This is a genomic window from Streptomyces triticagri (assembly GCF_003429565.1).
In the GTDB taxonomy this organism is placed as follows: domain Bacteria; phylum Actinomycetota; class Actinomycetes; order Streptomycetales; family Streptomycetaceae; genus Streptomyces; species Streptomyces triticagri.
In genome coordinates this window covers 1-24,161 of sequence record NZ_QUAK01000120.1, presented here as the reverse complement: position 1 = coordinate 24,161, position 24,161 = coordinate 1, and the positions used below count along the sequence as shown (strand labels likewise).

The window sequence follows — 24,161 nt, the reverse complement described above, 5'->3', positions numbered from 1 at the left end:
GAACGTTCACATGAGTGCGTCGTGCCATCCCCGTGTCATCCCCGTGCCATCTCGGAAGCGAGACACCCATGAGCTCTGGAGTACGTCGTCGCGGCGTCGGCCGTCCGGCCGGCGCGGACCCCGTGCCGCTCCCGCGGACCGGGCGGGACGGGCCGGCGCGCGGCCGCGACGATCCGGCGAAGCCGGGCATCCCGGTCGCGCCCAGGGCAGGACTGCTGCGGCGGATCGTCCGGGACCGGGTCGTCCTGCTGATGGCCCTGCCCGGTCTCGGGGTGATGCTGGCCTTCGCCTATCTGCCGCTGCTCGGCAACTTCATCGCCTTCCAGGAGTACCTGCCGTTCGTCCCGCTGGGCCGCAGCGCCTGGGTCGGCTTCGACAACTTCTCGGTCATCTTCAACGGCGACCAGGAGTTCCTGAACGCCGTGGGCAACACCCTGACGATCACCCTGGTGCAGGTGGTGTTCGTCTTCCCGGCGCCGATCCTGCTCGCACTGCTGCTCAACTCCCTGATGTCCGAGCGGCTCAAGAAGATCGTGCAGTCGATCCTGTATCTCCCGCACTTCCTCTCCTGGGTGATCGTCGTCGCGATCTTCCAGCAGATGCTGGGCGGCGGCGGAATGCTCAACAACGCGCTGCGGTCGGCCGGTCAGGGCACGGTGAACATCCTCGGCAACCCCGACGCGTTCATCGCCGTGATCACCAGCCAGGTGATGTGGAAGGACACCGGCTGGGCCACCATCCTCTTCCTCGCGGTCCTCGCCCAGATCAGCCCGACGCTCTACGAGGCGGCGAGCGTCGACGGGGCCTCGAAGATGCGGCAGCTGTGGCACGTCACCCTGCCGGGCATGCGCGGAATCATCATCATGCTACTGATCCTGCGGCTCGGCGACTCCCTGACCGTCGGCTTCGAGCAGATCCTGCTCCAGCAGAAGGCCTTCGGCCGGGAGGCGAGCGAAGTCCTCGACACCTACGTCTACAACAACGGCATCGTCGGCGGGCAGTGGGGAGTGGCCGCGGCCGTCGGTCTGGTGAAGGGACTCGTCGGAGTCGCGCTGGTGTACGGCGCGAACAAGGTCGCCCATGTCTTCGGTGAGTCGGGAGTGTACGAGAAGCGATGACCACTCTTACGGATCCGCGGGAGCGCTCCCGCCCGCCCCGGAAACCCTCGCGGCGCTCCCCTCGGGGTGAACGCCCCCTGGACGCACCGTCGTTGCCCGTACGCGGCCTGAAGGGTGTCGTCCTGACCGTGCTGTGCGCGATCGTCGTCGTCCCCTTCGTCGGCATCGTCGCGACGAGCGTGGCGGACCCGCACGAGGTCACCCAGGCCGGCGGCTTCGTGCTGTGGCCGACCTCCCTCGACCTGTCCACGTACCGCACGCTGTTCGCCGGGGGAGTGGTCACCCAGGCCCTCGTGGTCAGCGGTCTGGTCACCCTCGGAGGCACCTTCGTCAGCCTCACCCTGTCGACGATGCTCGCCTACGCGCTCAGCCGCTCCGGCACCGTGGGCAACAGGGCGATGCTCCTGCTGGTGCTGCTCACCCTGCTCTTCACCCCCGGCCTGATCCCGACGTATCTCACGGTGAAGCAGTTCGGACTGCTCGACTCCCTCTGGGCGTTGATCCTGCCCACCGCGGTCAGCGGCTTCAACGTGATCGTGCTGCGGTCGTTCTTCATGAACATCCCCCGAGAACTGATCGACAGCGCCCGCATCGACGGCGCCGGCGAGTTCGGCATCTTCTGGCGGGTCGTACTGCCCCTGTCACGTGCGGTGCTCGCCGTGATCGGGCTCTTCTATGCGGTGGGGTACTGGAACAACTTCTTCAACGCCCTCCTCTACATCAACGACACCGCGAAATGGCCCCTCCAGCTGGTCCTGCGCACGTTCGTGGTGAACGAAGCGCAGCTGGGCAGCTCGCAGTTGGGTGCGAGCGCCGAGGCGCTGCCTCCGCAGGAGTCGATCCAGATGGCGATCCTCGTCATCTCCATCGTGCCGATCCTTCTCGTCTATCCGTTCCTGCAGCGCCACTTCTCCAAGGGCATGCTGACCGGGGCGGTGAAAGGATGACCGTGCCGCACCGTCTCAGCCGCCGCACCTTCGTGGGCGGGGCATTGCTCGGGGCCAGTGCCCTGACCGGCTGCTCCACCGTCTCCAGGTCCACGGACGTCGCCGCCATCAACAAACCGGCCGAACTCCCGGTGTACCGCCGCTGGAAGGGCGCCGAGCCGGACCTCCCCACGGTGAACCCCTTGGTGCCGGACGCCTATCTGCGCTATCCGCGGACCACCGAGCGGGCGTACTCGCGCAAGCCCGGGGACGGCTCCGAGGTCAAGGGCTCGGTGGCCATCAACACCCCGATTCCACCGCCACCCGACCGCAACCGGTACTGGCAGGAGCTCAACGCCCGTACGAATCTGAACCTCGGCCTGACCATCACCCCGCACGCCGACCACACCGACAAGTTCCAGACCCAGGTGGCCGGCGACGCACTCGGCGACATCTGGACCATCCCCGACCGCACGCCGTATCTGCCGCAGCTGCTCGAGGCGAAGGCGCAGGACCTCACTCCGTATCTGTCGGGGCGGGCGATCCTCAAGTACCCCTTCCTGGCGAGCATTCCGACGGATTCGTGGCGCGGCTGTGTGTTCTCGGGGCGCATCTTCGCGCTGCCAGTGCCCCGGGGCGCGCTGTCGGCGCTCGCGCTCCTGGTGCGCGCCGACCTGTTCCGTGAGCGCGGGGTGGACCCCGAGTTCTCCACTGTGGACGAGCTGATGTCCGTCGCCCGGAGCATGTCCGACGACCGGAACAACCGCTGGGCCTTCGCCTCCGTTCCCACCAGCATTCTCTGCACGATGATGGGCATCTCCAACGACTGGGCGGAGCACGGCGGGAAGCTCACGTACTTCAAGGAGACGGAGGAATGGCTCGAGGTCCTGGACATCAGCCGGCGCATGGTCAGGGAGAAGCTGGCCCACCCGGACGGCATCACCTCCTACAACGGCAAGGCCTGGTTCCAGTCCGGCGCGGTGTCGATGATGCAGGACACCTACTCGGCCCTCGCCGGCCTGTACCAACAGGCCAAGGGTGACTTCGAGATCGGCCTGCCGATCGTGCCCGGCCCCGACGGGGCACCCGCCAAACCCTGGTACCTCAACCCCAACAACGCCATCACGGGCGTCAGCCGCGCCGCACCCGAGCGCATCGAGATGCTGCTCGACTTCCTCAACTGGTGCTCGGCACCGATCGGCACGGACGAGTACACCTTCCGCAAGTACGGCATCGAGGGCATCCACCACACGGTCAAGGACGGCGATCCGCGGATGACCGCCGTCGGCAACAGCGAGACCGGCCTCGGCGACTTCCCGATCCAGTACCTCACCGAATCCCCCAAGCCCCTCTACCTGCCGGGATTCCCGGACGGCACCAAGGAGATGTACCGCAACCTGAAGGCGGTGACGCCCGGCATGAAGCCCGGGCCGGTCCACGGACTGTACTCACCCACCTCCTCCAAGAAGGGCGAACTCCTGGGGAAGTTCATCGACGACACCACCAACGACGTCCTGCTCGGCCGGGCCAAGGTGAGCGCCTGGCCCGAGACGGTCCGGCGGTGGCGGCGGCGCGGCGGCGATGCGATGCGCGCGGAGTACGAGCAGGCACTCGAGGTCAAGGCGGGCTGACAACGATGGTGACGCAGCAGCAGATTCACACCCTGGGACAGCCGTGGGGCGCCCCAGGACCGGACGGCCGGTCCTTCGCCAAGGATCCCTCGGTCGTACGGTTCGGGGGCCGCTTTCTGCTCTACCTCACACTGCCGCCGGGCCGCTCGGCGGGCGAGGGCGAACGCTGGAGCATCGGCGTGGCCGAGAGCGACGACCTGGTCGACTGGTCACTTGTCCGGGTGCTCGGCGCCTTCGGGGAGTACGACGCCGCCGGGGCCGCGGCGCCCGGCGCCGTCGTCATCGGGGACCGTGTGCACCTCTTCTTCCAGACGTACGGCACCGGCAGCCGCGACGCGATCTGCCATGCGAGCAGCGCGGACGGAATCGACTTCGCCCCGCATCCGGGCAATCCCGTGCTGCGGGCCCCGCTCGCCTGGTCCTGCGGGCGGGCCATCGACGCGGACGCGGTGCTGTACGGGGACCGGCTGCTGCTCGCGTACGCGACGCGCGACCCGGACATGCGGGTGCAGATGGTCGGCACCGCGACCGCCGCGGCCGACAGCGGGTTCGGCCCCGAGGCATGGACCCATCTGACGCCGGACGGGCCGGCGCTGCGACCCGAGCTGCCCTGGGAGCAGGACTGCATCGAGGCACCCGCCCTGACCTGGGACGGCGAACGCTTCGGCATGTTCTACGCCGGCGCCTACAACAACGCCCCGCAGCAGATCGGCTGGGCCACCAGCACCGACGGCGCCACCTGGGAGCGCGGCAGCACCGAGCCCCTCCTCCCCAACGGCGCACCGGGCACCTGGAACTCCTCGGAGAGCGGCCACCCCGGCACGCTCGTCCACAACGGCGACCGCTATCTCTTCTTCCAGGGCAACGACGACAACGGCCGCAGCTGGCGGATCGCGGCCACCCCCGTCACGCTCACCGCCTCGGGCCCCGTCCTGACGTGGAAGTGAGACCCGGTCAGGGCGCCCAGGTCCCCTGTGCCGCGACGCGTTGCGCCCAGGGCGCCAGGTCGGCGGGCGGGCGGCCGAGCACCCGGTGGACGTCGTCGGTCACCTCGGCCGTGTGGCCCGCCCGGTGCAGGGCGAACATGGCGCCGAGCGCATCGGCGGCGGCCTCCGGCCAGCCTTCGGCGACGAGTTCGGCGCGGTGGGCGGCGGGCGTGAGCTCCTCGTAGCGGATGGGCCGGCCGGCCGCCTCGGCGATGGTCCGGGTGGCCTCGGCGAAGGTGAGGGCGCGCGGGCCGGACAGTTCGTAGACCCGGCCCGCGTGACCGTCCTCGGTCAGTGTCTTCGCCGCAACCGCCGCCACGTCGTCGGCGTCGATGAACGGTTCCGGCATCGCCCCGATCGGCAGGGCGAGCCGGCCTGCCCGCAGCGGTGGCAGCCACAGATCCTCGTCGAAGTTCTGGAAGAAGTTGTTGGGCCGCAGGACGGTCCACTCGACGCCGGAGGTACGGACGGCCTCCTCGCCGGCGACCATGCCCTGGCCGAAGTCGGGCCCCGCCTTCTCGATGCCATGGCCGGACAGGGCCACGAAGCGGCGTACGCCGGACTCCGTCGCGCGCTGCACGAACTCCCGTACGGGAGAAGGGTCGTCGGGCGCCACGAGGTACACGGCACCGGCGCCGGCGAACGCCGGCTCCCAGGTGTCGGGCCGGGTCCAGTCGAAGGCGGTCTCGCCGGAGCGGGAGGCGGCCCGGACGCGTGCGCCGCCGGTGTCGCGCAACCGGGCGACGAGCCGGCGGCCGGTCTTGCCGGTGGCTCCGAGGACGAGGATGTCGGAGGAGGCGCGCTGCCCGGTCGTGCGTGTGGGCGTGGGGGCGGGTGTGGGCGTGGTCGGTGTCATGGCACCAGTGCATCCGAGGGCCGGCGCCGGGACCATGGGCGTCCGTCCGCCGTGCATGGGTGATCGTCCGGGACGTGCGCCGTACTGTCGGAGGCTCTGCCTATCGTGGGCGGCATGGACCTGGTGGACGAGCTGTTGCAGGGTGTGCGGGGCAGGGGTGCGGTGTTCGGGCGGTCGGTGCTGTGGGCGCCGTGGTCGCTGCGGTTCACCGACGGTGCGTATCTGACGTTGTGTCTGCCGTTGCGGGGAGCGGGGTGGATCGTGCCGGAGACGGGAGAGCCGCGGCACATCGCGGTCGGTGAGGCGGCGATCGTCCGAGGGCCGGCGCCGTTCTCCTTCACGGACGATCCGGCGCCCCGTCCGGGAGATGCGCAGGTGACCGGCGCCCGGGAGGTGCACTGGGGCGAGGACGCGCCGGAGCCGGTGGACCTGGACGTCGAACTGGACTGCTCCACCGTGCTGTTGGCTGCCGCCTACGACGTACGCGCGCAGGTCCCGCAGCGGTTGCTGCGTGCGCTGCCGCCGGTCGTGGTGGTGCCCGACACGGAGGACTGCGCTCCGCTGCGGGACTATCTGGCGGCGCAGATCGGCGGTGGGCGGCCGGGCCACCAGATCGTGCTCGACCGGCTCCTCGACTGGCTGCTCGTGTGCACGCTGCGGGACTGGTTCGATCGTCCGGAGGCCGAACCGCCCGGCTGGTACGGCGCACTCGGCGACGAGGTGGTGGGTCCTGCCCTGCGGGCGATCCATGCGGATCCCGCGCATCCGTGGACCACGGCGGAGCTGGCGAACCGGGCGGGAGCGTCCAGGACGACCCTGGCGAAGCGGTTCACGGAACTGGTCGGTGACGGCCCCGTGGCGTATCTGACCGAGTGGCGGATGACGCTGGCCGCCGATCTCCTGACCCGCCCGGAACTGACGGTGGCGGCCGTGGCGCGGCGAGTCGGTTACGCCGACGCGTTCGGCTTCAGCGCGGCGTTCAAGCGGCTCCGGGGTGAGAGCCCGAGCGCGTACCGGCAGGGTGCGGGCGGCAGCGGGGTGCCGGGACGCGCGGTGCCGGCGGGGTGAGCGTCCGAGCACGTGCGGGCAGGCGTCGGGCGGCGGATGGGCGGGTGTGCGGTGCCGGAGGGGAGGGCCGGGTGCGGGCCACGCCCCGGCACCCGGCCCTCGCCCGTCCTCCCGGGGCCCGCCCTCTCAGCTCCAGGCGCCGTTCCTCGCCGCGGTTTGGGCGAATGCGGTGAAGTCACGTGGTGGGCGGCCGAGTGCCCGCTGTACGCCGTCCACGACCGGGGCCTCCTGGCTGGTCCGGATCAGCCGCATCGCCTCCGTCCACAGCGCGGCCTCCTCCGCGGAGACGCCCTGTGCCAGTAGGCCGGCCCGGAACTCGGTGTCCCGTACGGGCACATAGCGGGCAGCGCGGGTGCCGGTCGCTCTCGCGATCTCGTCGAGTGCGTCGGCGATGCCGAGCGCTCGGGGGCCGGAGAGGTCGTACGCCTGGCCGTCGTGGCCGTCCTCCGTGAGGGCTGCCACGGCGACTGCCGCGATGTCTTCGGCATCGACGAAGGCGGCCTTCCCCTCGCCGGTGGGCAGGGCCAGTTCGCCGGCCCGTACGCCGTCGAGGAAGAAGCCCTCGCTGAAGTTCTGGGCGAACCATCCGGGCCGCAGGATCGTCCAGGCGGCGCCGGAGGACCGGACGGCCTCTTCGCCCTCGGCATGCGGGCCGCCGTTGGCGAGGTCGGGCCCGAAGTAGCCGGGCACGTCCACGCCGCGGGCCGAGAGCAGCACGATGCGCCGCACACCGCCGGCGACGGCCTGCTCGACGAAGGCCGGGGTCGGGGACGGCGATGTGTCGAGAGGGACGATGTGGACGGTGTCGACCCCGTCGAGTGCGGGGGCCCAGGTGGCGCGGTCCGTCCAGTCGAACAGGGTGTCTCCCGACCGTGCCGCCGCCCGCGTGTCCACGCCGAGCTCACGGAGCCGCGCCACGGTCCTGCGGCCGGTCTTGCCGGTGCCACCGGTGACCAGGACCGTGCCGACGGCGGGCCTACCGGCCGCGTCCGTCGCCGCCTTCGTGTCAGTCGTCGGGCCGGTGCCTGTCGTGATGTTCGCATGTGTCATACGGCAACCCTGGCCGTGCCGGGCGACCCGCGACCATGGCCGAGAGTCCGCGAGGAATGTCCGGACGTCCGGCGCGCTGTCCTCGGGCGAGCTGTCCTCCGGCCGGTGTGCGGCCGTGCCGGCCGTTGACGTGCGTCAGGCCTCCTCCCCGCGGAGATGCGCGAGTACGGCCAGGACGCGGCGGTTCCCCTCCGTCGGATCGACGTCCAGTTTCATGAAGATGTTGCCTGAGTGCTTGACCACCGAGGCCTCGGTGACGGTCAACCTGCGGGCGATGGACTGGTTGTTGAGACCCTCCGCCATCAGCGTGAGCACCTCGCGCTCGCGCGGCGTGAGCCGGCTCAGCGGCTTCTCCGCGGTCTGCTGCGCCAGGAGCACCCGTACGACCTCCGGGTCGATCACCGTCTGCCCTCCGGCGACCCGGCGCACCGCGTCCATGAACTCTGCGACCTCGCCGACCCGGTCCTTGAGCAGATACCCGAGCCCGCCGTCCCCCGGACCGCCCCCGCTCAGCAGCTGCGTGGCGTAGGCCGTCGCGACGTACTGGGAGAGCACGAGGACCGGCAGACTCCTGTGCCGGGCGCGGAGTTCGAGCGCCGCACGCAGCCCCTCGTCGCGGAAGCCGGGCGGCATCCGTACATCGGTGATCACGACGTCCGGGCGGTGGTCGTCCACCGCCCGGGCCAGGCCCGTACCGTCGCCCACCGCCTCGACCACCACATGGCCGCCGCGGTGCAGCAGTTCGGCGAGTCCGGCGCGGAGCAGGACGGCGTCCTCGGCGAGGACTACGCGGAGCACGGGACCTCCACTCGGACACGGGTCGGGCCACCGACCGGACTTGCCACGGTCAGGCGGCCCCGGAGGATCGCCAGGCGGTCCGCGAGTCCGGACAGGCCGGTGCCCTTCGACGGGTCCGCACCTCCCATCCCGTCGTCGGTGACCACGAGGACGAGCCGGTCCCGGTCGAGGCGGCCGGATATCTCGATGCGGCCCGCACCGCTGTGCTTGGTCGCATTGGCCAAGGCCTCCGCCACGGTGAAGTACGCCGTCGTCTCGACCGGTCCGGGCAGGCGATTCGGCAGATCGATGCCGACGGTGACCTCCAGGGGCGTGCGCAGGGCGATCTCCGCCACGGCGGCCGCAAGACCGTGATCGGTCAGCACCTGCGGATGGATGCCACGGACCAGATCACGCAGTTGGTCAAGGGCGCGCCGAGCCTCCGCGCGGCCCCGGCCGATCAGGGCCGCGGCCTCGGGATGCGCGTCGCCGAGCTCGAACTCGGCGAGGCCCAACGTCATGGTCAGCGCGACGAGTTGCTGCTGGGCGCCGTCGTGCAGATCGCGCTCGATGCGGCGCCGCTCTGCCTCGAAGGCGTCCGCGAGCCGGGCCCGGGAACGGGTGAGCTCGACGACGTGCCTCGAGGTCTCGTCCTGGCGCGGTGAGAGCAACAGCCAGGCGATACGCACCTGGGCCCAGGTCAGCCAGCCGGCCGCGTACGCGGACAGTGCGACGCCGGCGAGCCCCACGAGCGTGAACGGGACGGCGGCCCATGGACTGGGGATGGCATGCCCCGGGATCACCATCACCGCCTCGGGCGCCAGCGCCCACACCAGCACCGGTACGGACACGAGGATCGCGCTGAGGACGAGGAGGACGAGCACGCCCAGACCGGCCCCGGCGAAGACGATCGCCAGCAGGGCCGCATAGCCGAGCTCGCGCCAGGTGGCCCGCTGGGTGAGCCGGTGCCGGAGGCGGTGCCAGGCCGTGCCGTCCTGCGGCCGCTCGTACGGATCGGCTATCGCCACCGGGGCGACGAGGCGCAGCCGGTGCCGCTCCACCGCCGCCACGGGGACGCCGAGCAGCGCGGTGCAGACGAGCAGCAGCAGGCCGACGCCGAGCACGGAGAGGATCGCGCCGAGCGAGACCAGCACGGTGAGTGCAAGGAGCACCCCGAGTCCGAACAGCGTCCCGCTCAACAGGTGGGCCCAACAGAGCAGCGGCCACAGCGAGAACAGAAAGCGCCGCGGCCGCCGCGCGAGCGCCTCCCGCACCGCCGTGTCGGGGCCGCCTGGCCCGCCGGGTCCCTTCGCCGTGGACATGCTGTGCCTTTCCCGCCGCGCCGCCGCGCAGCGCGTACCGTCCTGGGCGTCGGAGCCGCCCGCGTCTGTGATCGTCCACAACGTAGTGCGCACAACCGGGCGTTGTCGGTAGGGAAAACCACCCATGTGCAGGTGGAAAACCCCAACCCGCGTGCGCGGAAAGCCGCAGCCCGGGCTGGCGGAAAACCGCAGTCTGCGCCAGCGAAAAGCCCCAGCCCGAGCCGGCGGAGAGCCGCGCCCCGCGCGTAGCGGAAGCGGCGGGATTCGAGCTGCGGGAAACCGCAACCGCCGGCCGGCCGGAGGCCAGCCCACGCACCGGAGGCCGCCGCGAGGGTCGGGGAAACCCGACCGCGAGGTCTCGACCCAGCTGTCATGACCTTGTCCCCGCGCCCGGCTGGACTGGCAGCGTGCCTCAGCGACCCGTCGGAACACTCGCCCTCACCACCCCTCCCGCCCCACCACGCACCGTCCGCACCGCCCGCGCCGGACTCGTGCGAGCCCCTAGCCGGCGCGCCCTGTGGGCCATCGGCTGGGCGGCGGCGGCCTGTTGCGCGGCGGCGGTCGGTCTGCTCGCCGAACCCGCCCCGCACCGCCTCTGGGGCCGGACCGCCGCCATCGGCTATCTGAGCGCGGCCCTGCTCGCCCATGTGCTCCCTGGACGGTGCACCCGTACGTATTCGTCGGCCGCAGCCCTTACCGGCGCGGTCGCGGTCCCCTTCCTCCAACTGGCGCTCACCGGACGGGCGCAGAGCGAGGTAGGTGTGGTGGAACGATCCGCCGCACTGCTCCGGACCACCGGATCGCCGTATCTGGCCGACCCGGCGACCGTCACGGACTACAACCCGTACCTCCCCGGGATGAGCCTGTTCGGCCTGCCCGCGGCCCTGCTCGGCGAGGAATCGGCGGCGGCCCGTCTGTTCGGCGACCCCCGGCTGTGGTGCGCCCTGGTCCTGGTGGCATGCCTGGCGGGGGCCTGCGCGGTGCTGCGCCGCGGTGCAGCCCACCGCCCCAACAAGCCTCCAACTCGAGGGAGTTCGACGCCCTGGGCCGCCCTGAGCGTTCTCGTCGCGTCGCCGCTCGTCGCGCTCCCGCTCTGCGTCAGCGGCGTGGACCTGCCGCTGGTCGGCCTGTGCTGCCTGGGCCTCGCGCTCGCCGCCGGCGACCGGCCGTACGCCGCGGGACTGGCGCTCGCGGCCGCCTGCGCGCTCAAGTGGACGGCGCTACCGGCTGTCACGGTGGCCTGCGCCCTGCTCGCGTCCCGGTCGGGAGCCCGGGCCGCAACCCGGTGCCTGGCGGCCTGGTCGGCCGGAGTGCTCGCCGCCGTGGTGCCGTTCGCCCTGGCCGCGCCGGGCCCGTTGCTCGACCAGGTGGTCGCCTTCCCGACCGGTCGCGCCGCCGTCGCGACACCCGCGGACAGCCCGCTGCCCGGCCGGCTCCTCGCCGATCTGGGCCCGCCCGGCTGGTACGCGGCGATCGCCCTGCTGGTGTGCGGCGGTGTGGCCGTCGGCGTCTCGCTGGTGCTGCGCCCGCCCGCCGACGCGTTCACGGCCGTCGACCGGCTCGCCGCAGGCCTGTGCATCGCCTTCCTGTGCGCGCCGGCGGGCCGGTTCGGCTACTTCGTCCTGCCTCTGGTCCTCGTCGCCTGGGTGCGTATCGCGACACCGGCGCGCCGGCCCGTACCCCGTCCGGAACCCCGACACCCGATCGCCCGCCACCGTGCGGACTCCGAGGAGAGCAGCCGTCTTGAGCACCACACTCGTCGTCACCAACGACTTCCCGCCGCGGCAGGGCGGGATCGAGACGTTCGTCCACGCCATGGCCACGCGCTTCCCGGGCGGTGATGTGGTCGTGCACACCTCCTCCGAGCCCGGCGCGTCCGCATTCGACGCCACCCTGCCGTTCCCGGTGATCCGCGACCCGGCCCGCACCCTGCTGCCCACTCCGCGTGCCACCGCCCGGACGCTGGACCTGGTGCGGGAGTACGGCTGCGACCGGGTGTGGTTCGGTGCGGCCGCCCCGCTCGGGGCGATGGCCCCGGCGCTCCGCCGGGCCGGTGTACGGAGGATCGTCGCGACCACCCACGGCCACGAGATCTGGTGGGCCCGAGTCCCGGGCGCCCGCGGCCTGTTGAGGCGCATCGGTTCCGGCGTCGACGTCGTCACGTACCTCGGCGACCACACCCGTAACCGGATCGCCCCGGCACTGGATCCCGACGTCCGGATGAGCCGCCTCGTCCCCGGCGTGGACCCGCCGGCGTTCCGCGGCGACGCCGTGGCCGAGCAGGGACGCGCACTGCGGGCACGCCACGGTCTCGAGGGGCGCAAGGTCGTCCTGAGCCTCGCCCGCCTGGTCCCGCGCAAGGGCCAGGACATGCTCATCCGGGCGCTCCCGATCATCCGGCGCACCGTCCCGGAAGCGGTGCTGCTCGTGGTCGGCGACGGCCCGGACGCACGCCGGCTGCGACGCCTGGCCGACGCACAGCCGCCCGGATCGGTCGTCTTCGCCGGCGGCGTACGCCACGCGGAGACCCCCGGGTACTACGCCGCCGCCGACGTCTTCGCCATGCCCTGCCGTACGCGCCGCGGCGGCCTGGAGGCCGAAGGACTCGGGATCGTCTATCTGGAGGCCGCGGCCGGCGGTCTGCCCGTGGTCGTGGGGGACTCCGGCGGGGCCCCGGACGCGGTCCTTGACGGCCGCACCGGCACGGTCGTCGACGGTCGAGACGTACGGGCCGTGGCCGACGCGGTCGGACGTCTGCTGTGCACACCGGAGGGCGCGGCGATGGGCGCGGCGGGCAGGCGCTGGGTCGAGCGGATGTGGACCTGGGACGCCTCCGCCGCACACCTCACCCGCCTCCTCACCCCGAGACCCGAGCCCGGCGACTCCTCGCCCCGGCGCCCCGAACTCCCGTACGTCCGGCGGGACTTCCCATACGTCCGAAGGAACTTCCCGTACGGACGCTGACGCCCAGCGCACTCAGCCCCAGCGCGCTCAGGCAGCCTGGCCGCCCGGGACCGACATCCGGTCCAGGACCTGGACCAGCGGGGCCAGATCCGGCTCGCCGCCAGCCGCGTCCAGCGCTTCGCGCAGGGCGCGGTTGTTGGTGGGCCGCGCCTCTTCGAGCAGGGCGAGGCCCGCTTCGGAGACATTGGTGTAGATGCCGCGCCGGTCGGTCGGGCACAGGTACCGGGACAGCAGCCCGCGGTCCTCGAGGCGGGTGACCAGGCGGGTCGTGGCGCTCTGGCTGAGGACGACCGCGTCGGCGACCTGCTTCATCTGCAGATGGCCGCCCTCCCCGTCGTGCTGGCGGCTGAGCACGTCGAGCAGGGAGTACTCGCGCACGCTGAGGCCGTGCCCGGCCTGCAGCGCGCGCTCGATGTGCGCCTCGATCCTGCCGTGCAGCAGCGAGAGGGCGCACCAGCCCTGGGCGAGGGCGGTGAGCGCGGGGTCGGTGGCGGTCATGGTCACGCGTCCTTCCTGGGGCTGTCCGCGGAGTCCGGTGAAGGCCTCCGAGGCTTGATGCGGCGTACGCCACTATAGCGCGCTTGCAATTAGCCCGCGTGTGCAATTATTGTCTTCGCTCGTAAGGCGCTACCGCAACGTTCGCTTGGAAGGCCACCCCCATGCCTCTCGCGCTCCTGGCCCTCGCCATCGGGGCCTTCGGCATCGGCACCACCGAATTCGTCATCATGGGCCTGCTGCCCGATGTCGCCGCCGACTTCGGCGTCTCGGTGCCCACCGCCGGATTCCTCGTCACCGGATACGCCCTCGGTGTCATGTTCGGCGCACCGCTCATGACCGCCCTCGGCACCAAGATCTCCCGCAAGAACATGCTCATGCTGCTGATGGGCCTGTTCATCGTGGGCAATGTCGTCTCGGCCGTCGCCCCCGTCTTCGGCGTCATGCTCGTCGGCCGCGTGGTCGCCTCACTGGCGCACGGAGCGTTCTTCGGCATCGGAGCCGTCGTCGCCGCCGAGCTGGTCGCACCCGAGAAGAAGGCCGCCGCCATCTCGATGATGTTCACCGGCCTGACCGTGGCCAACGTCGTCGGCGTACCGCTCGGCACGTTCATCGGCCAGGGGGCCGGCTGGCGCGCGACCTTCTTCGTCGTCGCCGCGCTCGGCGTACTCGGCCTCGCCGGCATCGCCCGGCTCGTACCCGATCTGCCCAAGCCGGAGGGCGTCAGGCTGCGCCACGAGGTGATCGCGTTCAAGAATGTGCAAGTGCTGCTCGCCATGGCGATGACCGTGCTCGGCTTCGGCGGAGTCTTCGCCGCCGTCACCTACATCGCGCCGATGATGACCGAGGTCGCAGGCTACGCGGACTCCTCCGTGACCTGGCTGCTCGCGCTGTTCGGACTCGGCATGGTGGCCGGGAACCTGACCGGCGGGAGGTTCGCGGACCGCAGGCTGATGCCGATGCTCTTCACGGCGCTCGGCGGCCTGGCCCTGGTCCTCGCCCTGTTCACCGCCTGCGCCCACAACAAGATCACCGCGGCCGTCGCCGTGTTCCTCATCGGGGCGCTCGGCTTCGCGACCGTACCGCCGCTGCAGAAGCGGGTACTCGACTTCGCGCACGGAGCGCCGACCCTGGCGTCGGCCGTGAACATCGGCGCCTTCAACCTGGGCAACGCCCTCGCGGCCTGGCTCGGCGGCCTCGTCATCGCCGCGGGCTTCGGCTACACGGCGCCCAACTGGGTCGGCGCCGCACTGGCCGGCGCGGCCCTGGTCCTCGCGATCGTCTCCAGCGCCCTGGAGCGCCGCGCACCCGATCGCCGCGCCCCCGCGCCGGTGACGGTCCCGATCCCCGTCGAACGCCCCGTCCCCGCACACCACTGATCACGACTAATCACGCATCACCGATCACGCATCACCGATCACGCATCACCGATCACGCATCACCGATCACGCACCACCGATCACACGCCACAGAACACGCACTACAGATCACGTACCACCGAGAAGGAGCCCCCTCGTGACTTCCGTCCCCACCCGCACCCTCAACAACGGCGTCGCCATGCCCCAGCTCGGCTTCGGCGTCTTCCAGGTCCCCGACGAGGAGACCACCCCCGCCGTCGCCGCCGCCCTGCGGGCCGGCTACCGCAGCATCGACACCGCCGCGATCTACGGCAACGAGCGCGGCGTGGGCCGGGCGCTCGCCGACTCCGGAATCGCCCGCGACGAGCTGTTCATCACCACCAAGCTGTGGAACGCCGACCAGGGCTACGACAGCACGCTCACCGCGTTCGACGCCTCCCTGGACAAGCTCGGCCTCGACCACGTCGACCTGTATCTGATCCACTGGCCGACCCCCGCCCGTGATCTGTACGCCGACACCTGGCGCGCGCTGGAGAAGCTGTACGCCGACGGGCGCACCCGTGCGATCGGAGTCTCCAACTTCAAGGCGGCGCACCTGGAGCGGCTGCTCGGCAGCGCCTCCGTCGTCCCCGCGGTGAACCAGATCGAGCTCCACCCGGGCCTCCAGCAGGCGGAGTTGCGCGCCTTCCACGACCGGCACGGCATCGCCACCGAGGCGTGGAGCCCGCTCGCGCAGGGTGCCGTCCTGAAGGACGACGCCATCACCGAGGCCGCCGCCGCGCACGGCAAGAGGCCGGCCCAGGTCGTCCTGCGCTGGCATCTGCAGATCGGCAATGTGGTCATCCCCAAGTCGGTCACCGAGAGCCGGATCCGCGAGAACCTCGACGTCTTCGACTTCGAGCTCAGCCCCGCGGAGATCGACGCCATCACCGGGCTCGACCGGGACCTGCGCACCGGTCCCGACCCCGACACCCTCAACTGACGTACGCGTCAAGCCCGTTCGGCCCGCGTCGCCCCACCACGTCCGGGGCGGCGCGGGCCTTTGCGGCACCGTCTTTGCGCGAATGTCTGTGTGCGAACGCCTTTGCCGTAAAGCGGAATCCGGCGCCGACTATGCCAACTTCACCCCACACCTTGACCTGGTCCAGACCAATGGGCTTGGGTGTTGCCACCCCCACGAGCAAGGAGTGCACGCATGGTTCGAATGCCGAAGAAGCGCCTGGGCGCACTGCTGACCGCCCTGGTGGCGGCCTGTGCGCTGTTGGTTGTCATGCCCATGACCTCGCAGGCGACGGTCGACGAGCCCGCGAAGGAGAAGGCGGCCGCCGCCGACTTCGTCGTCAGCGAGGCCCAGTTCAACGAGATGTTCCCGAACAGGAATTCCTTCTACACCTACAGCGGACTCACCGACGCCCTGAGCGCCTACCCGGAGTTCGCCACCACCGGCGACGAGACCACACAGAAGCGCGAGGCCGCGGCCTTCCTCGCCAATGTCAGTCACGAGACCGGTGGCCTCGTCCACATCGTCGAGGAGAACCAGGACAACTACCCCCACTACTGCGACGATTCACAGCCCTACGGCTGCCCCGCGGGCAATGACGCCTACTACGGCCGCGGACCGGTGCAGCTCAGCTGGAACTTCAACTACAAGGCCGCGGGTGACGCCCTCGGCATCGACCTCCTGAACGACCCGTGGAAGGTCGAGCAGGACGCGGCCGTCGCCTGGAAGACGGGCCTGTGGTACTGGAACACCCAGTCCGGCCCCGGCACCATGACCCCGCACGACGCCATGGTGAACGGCGCCGGCTTCGGCGAGACGATCCGCGCGATCAACGGATCCCTGGAGTGCGACGGCGGCAACCCGGGCCAGGTGCAGAGCCGCATCGACCTGTACCAGCGCTTCGTGCAGCTGCTCGGCACGACCCCGGGCGACAACCTCAGCTGCTGACCCGGCACCGGGCGCTCTCTCGGAGCACTCGGTGAGATCCGCCGCGTACCGTGCCCCGTCCACCCACCCGACGGGGCACGGTACGCGGTTTCGTCGTACCCCCGGAACGAGCGCAGCAGATGCGTGCGCGGCCCCTGGCCGGACCCCGCACTCGGTAGCAGACTCCGCCCTGCGGGGGCCGAGCATCTGCTGCCGAAAGCCGAAGGGACGGCGAGCGAGCCATGAGCGGAAACCGGGCAGTCGCCTATCTCAAGCCGGGAACCGTGGAGGTCAGGACCATCGACCACCCGACTCTCGAGCTCCAGGACGGACCGGGGGTGGCCCCCGAGAACGTCGGCCGCAAATGCCGGCACGGGGTGATCCTCAAGGTCCTGGCCACCAATATCTGCGGCAGTGACCAGCACATGGTCCGCGGCCGCACCACGGCCCCCGAGGGCCTGGTACTCGGGCACGAGATCACCGGAGAGATCGTCGAACGCGGACCCGACGTGGAGGCCCTCGAGGTCGGCGACGTCGTGTCGGTCCCGTTCAACATCGCCTGCGGCCGCTGCCGCAACTGCAAGGAGCGCAAGACCGGCATCTGTCTGAACGTCAACCCGGCCCGCCCCGGGGCGGCTTATGGCTATGTCGACATGGGCGGCTGGGTCGGCGGTCAGGCCGAGTTCGTGATGGTCCCGTACGCGGACTTCAATCTGCTGCGCTTCCCCGACCCGGACGCCGCACGCGCCAAGCTGCTCGACCTCACGATGCTGTCGGACATCTTCCCGACCGGCTTCCACGGGGCGGTCACCTCCGGCGCCGGCGTGGGCTCGACGGTGTACGTGGCGGGCGCAGGACCGGTCGGACTCGCCGCCGCCGCATCGGCCCAGCTCCTCGGCGCCGCCGTGGTGATCGTCGGCGATCTGAACGCCGAACGCCTCGCCCAGGCCCGCAGTTTCGGCTGCGAGACCGTGGATCTCACCGCCGGAAGCCTGGAGGACCAGATCGCGCAGATCCTCGGCGAACCCGAGGTGGACGCGGCGGTGGACGCCGTCGGCTTCGAGGCGCGCGCCCACGGGGAGGACTCCCCGGAGGCGCCCGCGACGGTCCTGAACGCCCTGATGGGCGTCACCCGGGCTGGCGGTGCACTCGGCATCCCGGGCCTCTACGTCACGGACGACCCGGGCGGCGTCGACCAGGACGCACGGGCCGGCACCCTGAAGGTGCGCCTCGGCCTCGGCTGGGCCAAGAGCCACCGCTTCACCACCGGCCAGTGCCCCGTGATGCAGTACCACCACGCCCTGATGAAGGCGATCCTGCACGAGAAGGTGCAGATCGCGAAGGCGGTCAACGCCACGGTGATCGGACTTGAGGACGCCCCGCGCGGCTACGCCGAGTTCGACCAGGGCGCGAGCCGCAAATACGTCCTCGACCCGCACGGCGCGCTCGCGGGCGTCCGCGCGATCTGACCCGGGACCGTACGCCTCCTGCCTCCGAGTACGTCACGGGGCGGGAGGCGGACCGCGCAGGGCCGCCCTGCGACGCTTCAGACGGCGGTGAGCCCCTGCGAGGCGAAGATCTCCCGCGCCTCGGCGACCTCCCGCGGTGTCGGCGACGGGGTGTCGCGCAGCGCGAAGTCCATGCCGAGCGCGGCCCACTTGGCCTCGCCGAGCTTGTGGAAGGGCAGTACGTCGACCCGGGAGACATTGCCGAGAGAGGCGGCGAAGGCGGCCACCCGCTCGATGTTCGCCGGGTCGTCGGTCAGGCCCGGCACCAGGACGAAACGTACCCACACCTCCTTGCCGAGATCGGCCAGGCGGCGGGCGAAGTCCAGGGTCGGCTCGAGCGAGCGGCCGGTGACCTTGCGATACGTGTCCCGGTCCCAGGACTTGATGTCGAGCAGCACCAGATCGACATCGCGCAGCAGCGCGTCGGTGGCGCGGGCGCCCAGGTACCCCGAGGTGTCGAGCGCCGTGTGATAGCCCAACTCGTGCTTGAAACGGTGGAAGAGCTCGCCGGCGAACACCGGCTGCAGCAGCGGTTCACCCCCGCTGATCGTGGCGCCACCGCCCGCGGCACGGATGAACCGCCGGTACTTCGCGGCCTCCGCGACGATCTCGTCCGCGGCCACCCGGCGCCCGTTGCGCATCCGCAGGGTGTCCGGATTCTGGCAGTACAGGCACTGCAGCGGACAGCCGGACAGGAAGGTCACGAAGCGGCTGCCGGGCCCGTCGACCCCGGTGGACAGGTCCCAGGAGTGGACCGTGCCCGAGACGGGGCGGCGCGCGGCCGCCCCGGCCGGAGTCACGGCGTCGAGCGTGGTCGCCGTCATCACAGCGCCCCGTGGAAGGTGCGGTTGATGACGTCCAGCTGCTGCTCGCGGGTCAGGCGGACGAAGTTGACCGCATAGCCGGAGACCCGGATGGTCAACTGCGGGTAGTTCTCCGGGTGTTCCATGGCGTCCTCGAGCATGGCCTTGTCCAGGACGTTGACGTTCATGTGGAAGCCGCCGGACTGCATGTAGCCGTCGAGGACGCCCGAGAGATTGCCGATCCGTTCCTCCTGGGTGCGCCCGAGCGCGTCCGGGGTCACCGTGTTCGTCAGCGAGATGCCGTCCTCCGCGTCGTCGTACGGCAGCTTGGCGACCGAGAGCGCGGAGGCGATGTAGCCGTGCTCGTCGCGGCCGTTCATGGGGTTCGCGCCCGGGGCGAACGGCTCGCCGGCGCGGCGGCCGTCCGGGGTGTTGCCGGTCTTCTTTCCGTAGACGACGTTCGAGGTGATCGTGAGGATCGACTGGGTGTGCACCGCGTCGCGGTAGGTCGGGTACCGGCGCAGTTTCGCCATGAAGTCCTGCACGATCCTGACGGCCAGCTCGTCCGCCCGGTCGTCGTTGTTGCCGTACGCCGGGTGGTCGCCCTCGATCTCGAAGTCGACGGCTAGGCCGCTCTCGTCGCGGACGGGCCGCACCTTCGCGTACTTGATCGCCGCGAGCGAGTCCGCGGCCACCGAGAGGCCGGCGGCACCGAACGCCATCGTGCGCAGCGGCGCATGGTCGTGCAGCGCCATCTCGATGCGCTCGTAGGCGTACTTGTCGTGCATGTAGTGGATGACGTTCATCGCATGCACATAGGTACGGGCCAGCCAGTCGAGGAGCTGGTCGTAGCGGGCCGCGACGGTGTCGTAGTCGAGGATCTCGTCCGTGATCGGCTCGAAGCCCTCCGCCACGACCTTGCCAGACTTCTCGTCCCGGCCGCCGTTGATCGCGTACAGGAGTGCCTTGGCGACATTGACCCGCGCGCCGAAGAACTGCATCTGCTTCCCGGTGGCGGACGGCGAGACACAGCAGGCGATGGCGGTGTCGTCGCCGTACTTGGGCCGCATCAGCTCGTCCGACTCGAACTGGATGGCCGAGGTGTCGATGGCCACCTTCGAGGCGAACTCCTTGAATCCCTGCGGCAGTCGGGGCGACCAGAAGACCGTCAGGTTGGGCTCGGGCGCCGGACCCAGGTTGTACAGGGTCTGCAGGAACCGGAAGGAGTTGCGGGTGACCAGCGGCCGGCCGTCCTCGCCGACACCGCCGATGGACTCGGTCACCCAGGTGGGGTCGCCGGAGAAGCCCTGGTTGAAGTCGTGGGTGCGCAGGAAACGGACGATGCGCAGCTTGATGACGAAGTCGTCGATGAACTCCTGCGCCCGCTCCTCGGTGATCAGCCCGCGCTCGATGTCCCGCTGCAGATAGATGTCGAGGAACGTGGAGGTGCGGCCGAGCGACATCGCGGCACCGTTCTGCTCCTTCACCGCCGCCAGATAGGCGAAGTACGTCCACTGGACGGCCTCGCGGCCGCTGGTGGCGGGGCCCGAGATGTCGTAACCGTACGAGGCGGCCATCGCCTTGAGCTCACCGAGCGCCGCGATCTGCTCGGAGAGCTCCTCGCGGTCCCGGATGTTGGCATCGGTCGGCCAGTGCGCGCCGACGGCGGCCTTCTCGTCCTCCTTGGCCTCGATCAGACGGTCCACGCCGTAGAGCGCGACCCTGCGGTAGTCGCCGATGATGCGGCCGCGGCCGTACGCGTCCGGCAGCCCGGTGATGATGCCCGAGCTGCGGCAGGCGCGGATCTCCGGGGTGTACGCGTCGAAGGTGCCGGCGTTGTGGGTCTTGCGGAGCTTGGTGTAGATCTCCTTCACTCGCGGGTCCGGCTCGTAGCCGTAGTCGCGCAGTGAGGACTCGACCATCCGCCAGCCGCCGTTCGGCATGATCGCCCGCTTCAGCGGGGCATCGGTCTGCAGGCCGACGATGAGGTCGCGGTCCGGGTCGATGTATCCGGGGCCGAAGGCGTCGATACGGGACGGGGTGTGCACGTCCACGTCGTGGATGCCGCGCTCGTTCTCCACCGGGAACATCGCCGCAAGGCGCTGCCAGACCATCCGGGTGCGCAGGGTCGGACCCGCCAGGAAGTCCGCGTCGCCCTCGTACGGCGTGTAGTTCTGCTGGATGAAGTCGCGGACGTCGATCGCGTCGCGCCACAGGCCGCCCTTGAAGCCGTCCCAGGCGCCGGTGCTGCTCTTCTCCGCGGGTGTGGTGGTCATCGCCGGGTCACGCATCCTTCTCGCTGTCGTGGGCGGCCGTGCCGTAGTAGGCCTGCTTCATGAGGGTTTCGATGTCGCCGAGCATCGGCATCCGCGGGTTGGCGGGGGCGCACTGGTCCGCGTAGGCATTGCGGATCTGCTGCGGCAGGGCGTCGAGGAACTCCCGCTCCACCACGCCCACTTCGGCGAACGAGGCGGGCATCCCGCACTTGGCACGCAGCTCCTCCACCGCCGCGGCGTAGGACTCCACGCCCTCCTCGGGGGTGGCGGCGGGCAGCCCGAGCATCTGCGCGATCTGCTGCAGCCGCTCCGGGGCCCGGTACGTCTCGGCCTTCGGCCAGGGGGTGGCCTTGCCGGTGACGGTGCCGTTGTGCCGGATGACGTGCGGCAGGAGCAGGGCGTTGGTGCGGCCGTGCGGGACCTTGAAGGTGTTGCCCAGGGTGTGCGCCATCGCGTGCACCAGGCCGAGGAAGGAATTGGCGAAGGCCATGCCCGCGACCGTCGAGGCGTTGTGCATCTTCTCGCGTGCCTCCGGGTCGTTCGCGCCGTCGGTGACGCAGCGCTCCAGATTCCCGAAGATCAGCTTGATGGCCTGCAGACAGAGGCCGTCGGTGTAGTCGCTCGCGTACACCGAGAGGTACGCCTCGGTGGCGTGGGTCAGCGCGTCGAAGCCCGAGTCGGCGGTGACGTTCGGCGGCAGGGTCCTGGTCAGGACCGGGTCGACGATCGCGACGTCCGGGGTGAGCGCGTAGTCCGCGAGCGGATACTTCTGCGCAGCCACCGGATCGGAGATGACGGCGAACGGGGTGACCTCGGAGCCGGTACCCGAGGTGGTCGGTACGGCCACGAGCCGCGCCTTCTCGCCGAGCTTCGGGAAGGTGTACGTGCGCTTGCGGATGTCGAAGAACTTCTCCTTGGTGTCCGCGAAGGCGACCTCGGGGTGCTCGTACAGGAGCCACATCACCTTCGCCGCGTCCAGCGGCGAGCCGCCGCCCAGCGCGATGATCGTGTCCGGTCCGAAGTCCCGCATCCTGGCCGCGCCGGCCTCGACGGTGGCGAGCTCCGGATTCGGCTCGACGTCGTCGATGACCTGGACGGTGACGGGCTGCTCGCGGCCGGCCAGGAGATCGGTGACCTTGCGCAGCACGCCCAGCTCGCCCATCGTGCGGTCCGTGACGACCGTGACCTTGCCCATTCCGTCCATCTCGCCGAGGTGGCGCAGCGAGTTGCGCTCGAAGTAGATCCGCGGCGGGACCTTGAACCACTGCATGTTGGTGTTCCGCCGCCCCACCCGCTTGATGTTGAGCAGATTCACCGCGGAGACGTTGCCGGCGACCGAGTTGCGTCCGTAAGACCCGCAGCCGAGGGTCAGCGACGGCAGGAACGCGTTGTAGACGTCACCGATGCCGCCGAAGGTGGAAGGGGCGTTGACGATGACCCGGATCGCCTTGACCCGCCGGCCGAACTCCTCGGCGAGCTCCTCGTCCTCGGTGTGGATCGCGGCGGAGTGCCCGAGCCCGCCCGACTCCACCATCTGCTGGGCGAGTCGAATGCCCTGCTCGGTGCTGCCCGCTTCCAGCACGGCGAGCACCGGGGACAACTTCTCGCGGGTGAGCGGCTCCTGGGGCCCGACCGATGCGACCTCGGCGGCGAGTACGAGGGTGTCCTCGGGGACGCCGAATCCCGCCTGCTCGGCGATCCAGCGGGCGGACCTGCCGACCACCGCCGCGTTCAGCTTCCGGCCGCTCGCCCCGCCCGGGAAGACGAAGTCCTCCAGGAGCACCTTCTCCTCGGCCGTCACCACGTACGTCCCCAGGCGGCGCAGCTCGGCGATGCCGCGTTCGTACACCTCGGTATCGAGGACGACCGCCTGCTCGGAGGCGCAGATCATTCCGTGGTCGAAGGCCTTGGAGAGCACCACGTCATGGATGGCGCGGCCCAGCTTCGCGGACTTGGTGACGTACGCCGGGACGTTCCCCGCGCCGACGCCGAGGGCCGGCTTGCCGCACGAGTACGCGGCCTTGACCATCGCATTGCCGCCGGTGGCGAGGATGACGTCGACGCCGTCGTGGTTCATCAGGGTGCCGGTGGCCTCGACGGACGGGTGCTCGATCCACTGCACGCAGTGCGCGGGCGCGCCCGCGTCGATCGCGGCATCCCGCACGACACGGGCGGCCGCGGCGCTGGAGCGCTGCGCGGAGGGGTGGAAGGCGAAGACGATCGGATTGCGGGTCTTGAGGGCGATCAGCGCCTTGAAGACCGTGGTCGAGGTCGGGTTGGTCACCGGGGTGAGGGCGGCGACGACGCCGACCGGCTCGGCGATCTCGGTGATGCCGGTCAGCTCGTCGCGGCCGATGACGCCGACGGTCTTCAGGCCGCGCAGCGAATTCGAGACGTGCTCACAGGCGAAGAGATTCTTGACCGCCTTGTCCTCGAAGAGGCCCCGGCCGGTCTCCTGCACGGCCAGTTCGGCGAGCTCCCCGTGGGCGGCGAGGGCCGCGAGCGACGCCTGGCCGACTATTCGGTCGACCTCGGCCTGCCCGAGCGAGTCGAAGTCCAGGAGCGCCTTGCGGGCGGCTTCTACGAGCGCGTCGACCTGGGATTCCGCTTCTGTGACCACGGGGCCACCTCCAGAGAGATCGTGAAAACATTCACAAGCTCACTGTAGCACCATTCCGGGCATATCCCATGTGATGGGTTGATTGAGCCTTTATTCGGAAGGTGGGGTTGGTTGTCTGTGCTGTGATCGCAGGTGACGTTCGGTGATCGGGGCGGGGTCAGGTGGGGCGGGCGGAGTGAGGCGTCGCATGCGGCGCGAGGGCGCGAACCCTGCCCGCACTGTCGGCGGACAGTGGCATGGCCACCCTTGAACGTTTCAATGCACCGCGCATTAGCTGTCGTTGAACGTATTGACGCCCCCGAAGGGGCAGTCATAGCCTTCCGCGCACCTGAGTGAAACCTTTCATTCGGCCTATCGTCTCCGACGCACGTTCCTGTGAGGGTGCCATGTTGTACGACCTGCCGCGTCGAAGCGCTCTGCGACTGGGCGGTGCCGCGGCGGCGGCCGTGGCGCTCGCCCGCCCGGCGGCCGCGGCC

Annotated in this window: 19 protein-coding genes; 11 read left to right on the top strand and 8 right to left on the bottom strand. The window is 70.7% G+C overall.

The features are described 5' to 3' along the window. The first annotated feature begins 68 nt into the window (after positions 1–68). From DY218_RS22135 to DY218_RS22120, 4 genes are read left to right on the top strand one after another with little or no spacing between them, the layout of a single operon-like run. Positions 69–1,118, top strand: coding sequence for an ABC transporter permease (locus DY218_RS22135; RefSeq protein ID WP_128557872.1), 1,050 nt, complete (start codon positions 69–71; stop codon positions 1,116–1,118). Then, on the top strand, positions 1,115–2,065 hold the full coding sequence (locus tag DY218_RS22130; protein WP_128557871.1) for a carbohydrate ABC transporter permease: 951 nt from the start codon (positions 1,115–1,117) through the stop codon (positions 2,063–2,065). Before DY218_RS22135 ends, DY218_RS22130 begins: the two co-directional genes overlap by 4 nt. Then, complete coding sequence (locus DY218_RS22125) at positions 2,062–3,675, top strand: type 2 periplasmic-binding domain-containing protein (protein ID WP_128557870.1); 1,614 nt, start codon at positions 2,062–2,064, stop codon at positions 3,673–3,675. Before DY218_RS22130 ends, DY218_RS22125 begins: the two co-directional genes overlap by 4 nt. A 5-nt stretch (positions 3,676–3,680) precedes the next feature. Continuing rightward, complete coding sequence (locus tag DY218_RS22120; RefSeq protein ID WP_128557869.1) at positions 3,681–4,622, top strand: glycoside hydrolase family protein; 942 nt, start codon at positions 3,681–3,683, stop codon at positions 4,620–4,622. Positions 4,623–4,629: 7 nt separating this feature from the next. Here DY218_RS22120 and DY218_RS22115 read toward each other — a convergent pair whose 3' ends face one another. Continuing rightward, the gene (locus DY218_RS22115; protein ID WP_128557868.1) at positions 4,630–5,517 is read right to left on the bottom strand and encodes an NAD(P)H-binding protein; all 888 of its coding nucleotides are present in this window, start codon (positions 5,515–5,517) and stop codon (positions 4,630–4,632) included. A gap of 114 nt (positions 5,518–5,631) precedes the next feature. Here DY218_RS22115 and DY218_RS22110 point away from each other — a divergent pair, with 114 nt between their 5' ends. After that, positions 5,632–6,585 (top strand): AraC family transcriptional regulator, encoded by a 954-nt coding sequence (locus DY218_RS22110; RefSeq protein ID WP_128557867.1) that lies wholly within the window; start codon positions 5,632–5,634, stop codon positions 6,583–6,585. Between the two features lie 126 nt (positions 6,586–6,711). Here the strand turns inward: DY218_RS22110 and DY218_RS22105 are convergent, their stop codons facing one another. The 3 genes from DY218_RS22105 to DY218_RS22095 form a co-directional block, all read right to left on the bottom strand. Next, positions 6,712–7,635, bottom strand: coding sequence for an NAD(P)H-binding protein (locus tag DY218_RS22105; protein ID WP_128557866.1), 924 nt, complete (start codon positions 7,633–7,635; stop codon positions 6,712–6,714). Between the two features lie 135 nt (positions 7,636–7,770). Next, positions 7,771–8,433, bottom strand: coding sequence for a response regulator (locus tag DY218_RS22100; RefSeq protein WP_128557865.1), 663 nt, complete (start codon positions 8,431–8,433; stop codon positions 7,771–7,773). Next, positions 8,421–9,734, bottom strand: a complete 1,314-nt coding sequence (locus tag DY218_RS22095; protein ID WP_128557864.1) for a sensor histidine kinase — start codon at positions 9,732–9,734, stop codon at positions 8,421–8,423. The genes DY218_RS22100 and DY218_RS22095 overlap by 13 nt, the downstream gene beginning before the upstream one ends. 407 nt (positions 9,735–10,141) lie before the next feature. On the opposite strand from DY218_RS22095, the gene DY218_RS22090 reads away from it, so the two are divergent. Together DY218_RS22090 and DY218_RS22085 are read left to right on the top strand one after the other, a co-directional pair. Beyond that, on the top strand, positions 10,142–11,575 hold the full coding sequence (locus DY218_RS22090; protein WP_233521797.1) for a glycosyltransferase 87 family protein: 1,434 nt from the start codon (positions 10,142–10,144) through the stop codon (positions 11,573–11,575). Further along, the gene (locus DY218_RS22085) at positions 11,478–12,698 is read left to right on the top strand and encodes a glycosyltransferase family 4 protein (RefSeq protein WP_128557863.1); all 1,221 of its coding nucleotides are present in this window, start codon (positions 11,478–11,480) and stop codon (positions 12,696–12,698) included. Before DY218_RS22090 ends, DY218_RS22085 begins: the two co-directional genes overlap by 98 nt. A 27-nt stretch (positions 12,699–12,725) precedes the next feature. On the opposite strand, the gene DY218_RS22080 is transcribed toward DY218_RS22085, so the two are convergent. Beyond that, entirely contained in the window at positions 12,726–13,196 is a 471-nt protein-coding gene (locus tag DY218_RS22080) for a MarR family winged helix-turn-helix transcriptional regulator (protein ID WP_128557862.1), read from the bottom strand. A gap of 161 nt (positions 13,197–13,357) precedes the next feature. On the opposite strand from DY218_RS22080, the gene DY218_RS22075 reads away from it, so the two are divergent. The 4 genes from DY218_RS22075 to fdhA all read left to right on the top strand — a co-directional run bounded on the left by DY218_RS22075 (position 13,358) and on the right by fdhA (position 17,947). Then, the gene (locus DY218_RS22075) at positions 13,358–14,572 is read left to right on the top strand and encodes an MFS transporter (protein ID WP_128557861.1); all 1,215 of its coding nucleotides are present in this window, start codon (positions 13,358–13,360) and stop codon (positions 14,570–14,572) included. A 136-nt stretch (positions 14,573–14,708) separates the two neighbouring features. After that, positions 14,709–15,533, top strand: coding sequence for an aldo/keto reductase (locus tag DY218_RS22070; protein ID WP_128557860.1), 825 nt, complete (start codon positions 14,709–14,711; stop codon positions 15,531–15,533). A gap of 222 nt (positions 15,534–15,755) precedes the next feature. Continuing rightward, complete coding sequence (locus DY218_RS22065) at positions 15,756–16,499, top strand: chitinase (protein WP_407703674.1); 744 nt, start codon at positions 15,756–15,758, stop codon at positions 16,497–16,499. Positions 16,500–16,720: 221 nt separating this feature from the next. After that, on the top strand, positions 16,721–17,947 hold the full coding sequence (gene fdhA, locus DY218_RS22060; RefSeq protein ID WP_128557858.1) for a formaldehyde dehydrogenase, glutathione-independent: 1,227 nt from the start codon (positions 16,721–16,723) through the stop codon (positions 17,945–17,947). Between the two features lie 77 nt (positions 17,948–18,024). Here the strand turns inward: fdhA and pflA are convergent, their stop codons facing one another. From pflA to adhE, 3 genes are read right to left on the bottom strand one after another with little or no spacing between them, the layout of a single operon-like run. Continuing rightward, on the bottom strand, positions 18,025–18,810 hold the full coding sequence (pflA, locus tag DY218_RS22055) for a pyruvate formate-lyase-activating protein (RefSeq protein ID WP_128557857.1): 786 nt from the start codon (positions 18,808–18,810) through the stop codon (positions 18,025–18,027). Continuing rightward, the gene (gene pflB / locus DY218_RS22050; RefSeq protein ID WP_128557856.1) at positions 18,810–21,065 is read right to left on the bottom strand and encodes a formate C-acetyltransferase; all 2,256 of its coding nucleotides are present in this window, start codon (positions 21,063–21,065) and stop codon (positions 18,810–18,812) included. The genes pflA and pflB overlap by 1 nt, the downstream gene beginning before the upstream one ends. Positions 21,066–21,072: 7 nt before the next feature. After that, on the bottom strand, positions 21,073–23,685 hold the full coding sequence (gene adhE, locus DY218_RS22045; RefSeq protein ID WP_128557855.1) for a bifunctional acetaldehyde-CoA/alcohol dehydrogenase: 2,613 nt from the start codon (positions 23,683–23,685) through the stop codon (positions 21,073–21,075). Positions 23,686–24,161: the final 476 nt, after the last annotated feature.

Excerpts from the sequence above, each read along its gene's own strand:
- DY218_RS22075 (WP_128557861.1), top strand. The coding sequence starts at position 13,358 with ATGCCTCTCGCGCTCCTGGCCCTCGCCATCGGGGCCTTCGGCATCGGC.
- DY218_RS22095 (WP_128557864.1), bottom strand. The coding sequence starts at position 9,734 with ATGTCCACGGCGAAGGGACCCGGCGGGCCAGGCGGCCCCGACACGGCG.
- DY218_RS22080 (WP_128557862.1), bottom strand. The coding sequence starts at position 13,196 with ATGACCGCCACCGACCCCGCGCTCACCGCCCTCGCCCAGGGCTGGTGC.
- pflA (WP_128557857.1), bottom strand. The coding sequence starts at position 18,810 with ATGACGGCGACCACGCTCGACGCCGTGACTCCGGCCGGGGCGGCCGCG.
- DY218_RS22115 (WP_128557868.1), bottom strand. The coding sequence starts at position 5,517 with ATGACACCGACCACGCCCACACCCGCCCCCACGCCCACACGCACGACC.
- DY218_RS22125 (WP_128557870.1), top strand. The coding sequence starts at position 2,062 with ATGACCGTGCCGCACCGTCTCAGCCGCCGCACCTTCGTGGGCGGGGCA.
- DY218_RS22065 (WP_407703674.1), top strand. The coding sequence starts at position 15,756 with ATGCCGAAGAAGCGCCTGGGCGCACTGCTGACCGCCCTGGTGGCGGCC.
- pflB (WP_128557856.1), bottom strand. The coding sequence starts at position 21,065 with ATGACCACCACACCCGCGGAGAAGAGCAGCACCGGCGCCTGGGACGGC.
- DY218_RS22110 (WP_128557867.1), top strand. The coding sequence starts at position 5,632 with ATGGACCTGGTGGACGAGCTGTTGCAGGGTGTGCGGGGCAGGGGTGCG.
- DY218_RS22130 (WP_128557871.1), top strand. The coding sequence starts at position 1,115 with ATGACCACTCTTACGGATCCGCGGGAGCGCTCCCGCCCGCCCCGGAAA.
- fdhA (WP_128557858.1), top strand. The coding sequence starts at position 16,721 with ATGAGCGGAAACCGGGCAGTCGCCTATCTCAAGCCGGGAACCGTGGAG.
- DY218_RS22120 (WP_128557869.1), top strand. The coding sequence starts at position 3,681 with ATGGTGACGCAGCAGCAGATTCACACCCTGGGACAGCCGTGGGGCGCC.
- DY218_RS22135 (WP_128557872.1), top strand. The coding sequence starts at position 69 with ATGAGCTCTGGAGTACGTCGTCGCGGCGTCGGCCGTCCGGCCGGCGCG.
- DY218_RS22105 (WP_128557866.1), bottom strand. The coding sequence starts at position 7,635 with ATGACACATGCGAACATCACGACAGGCACCGGCCCGACGACTGACACG.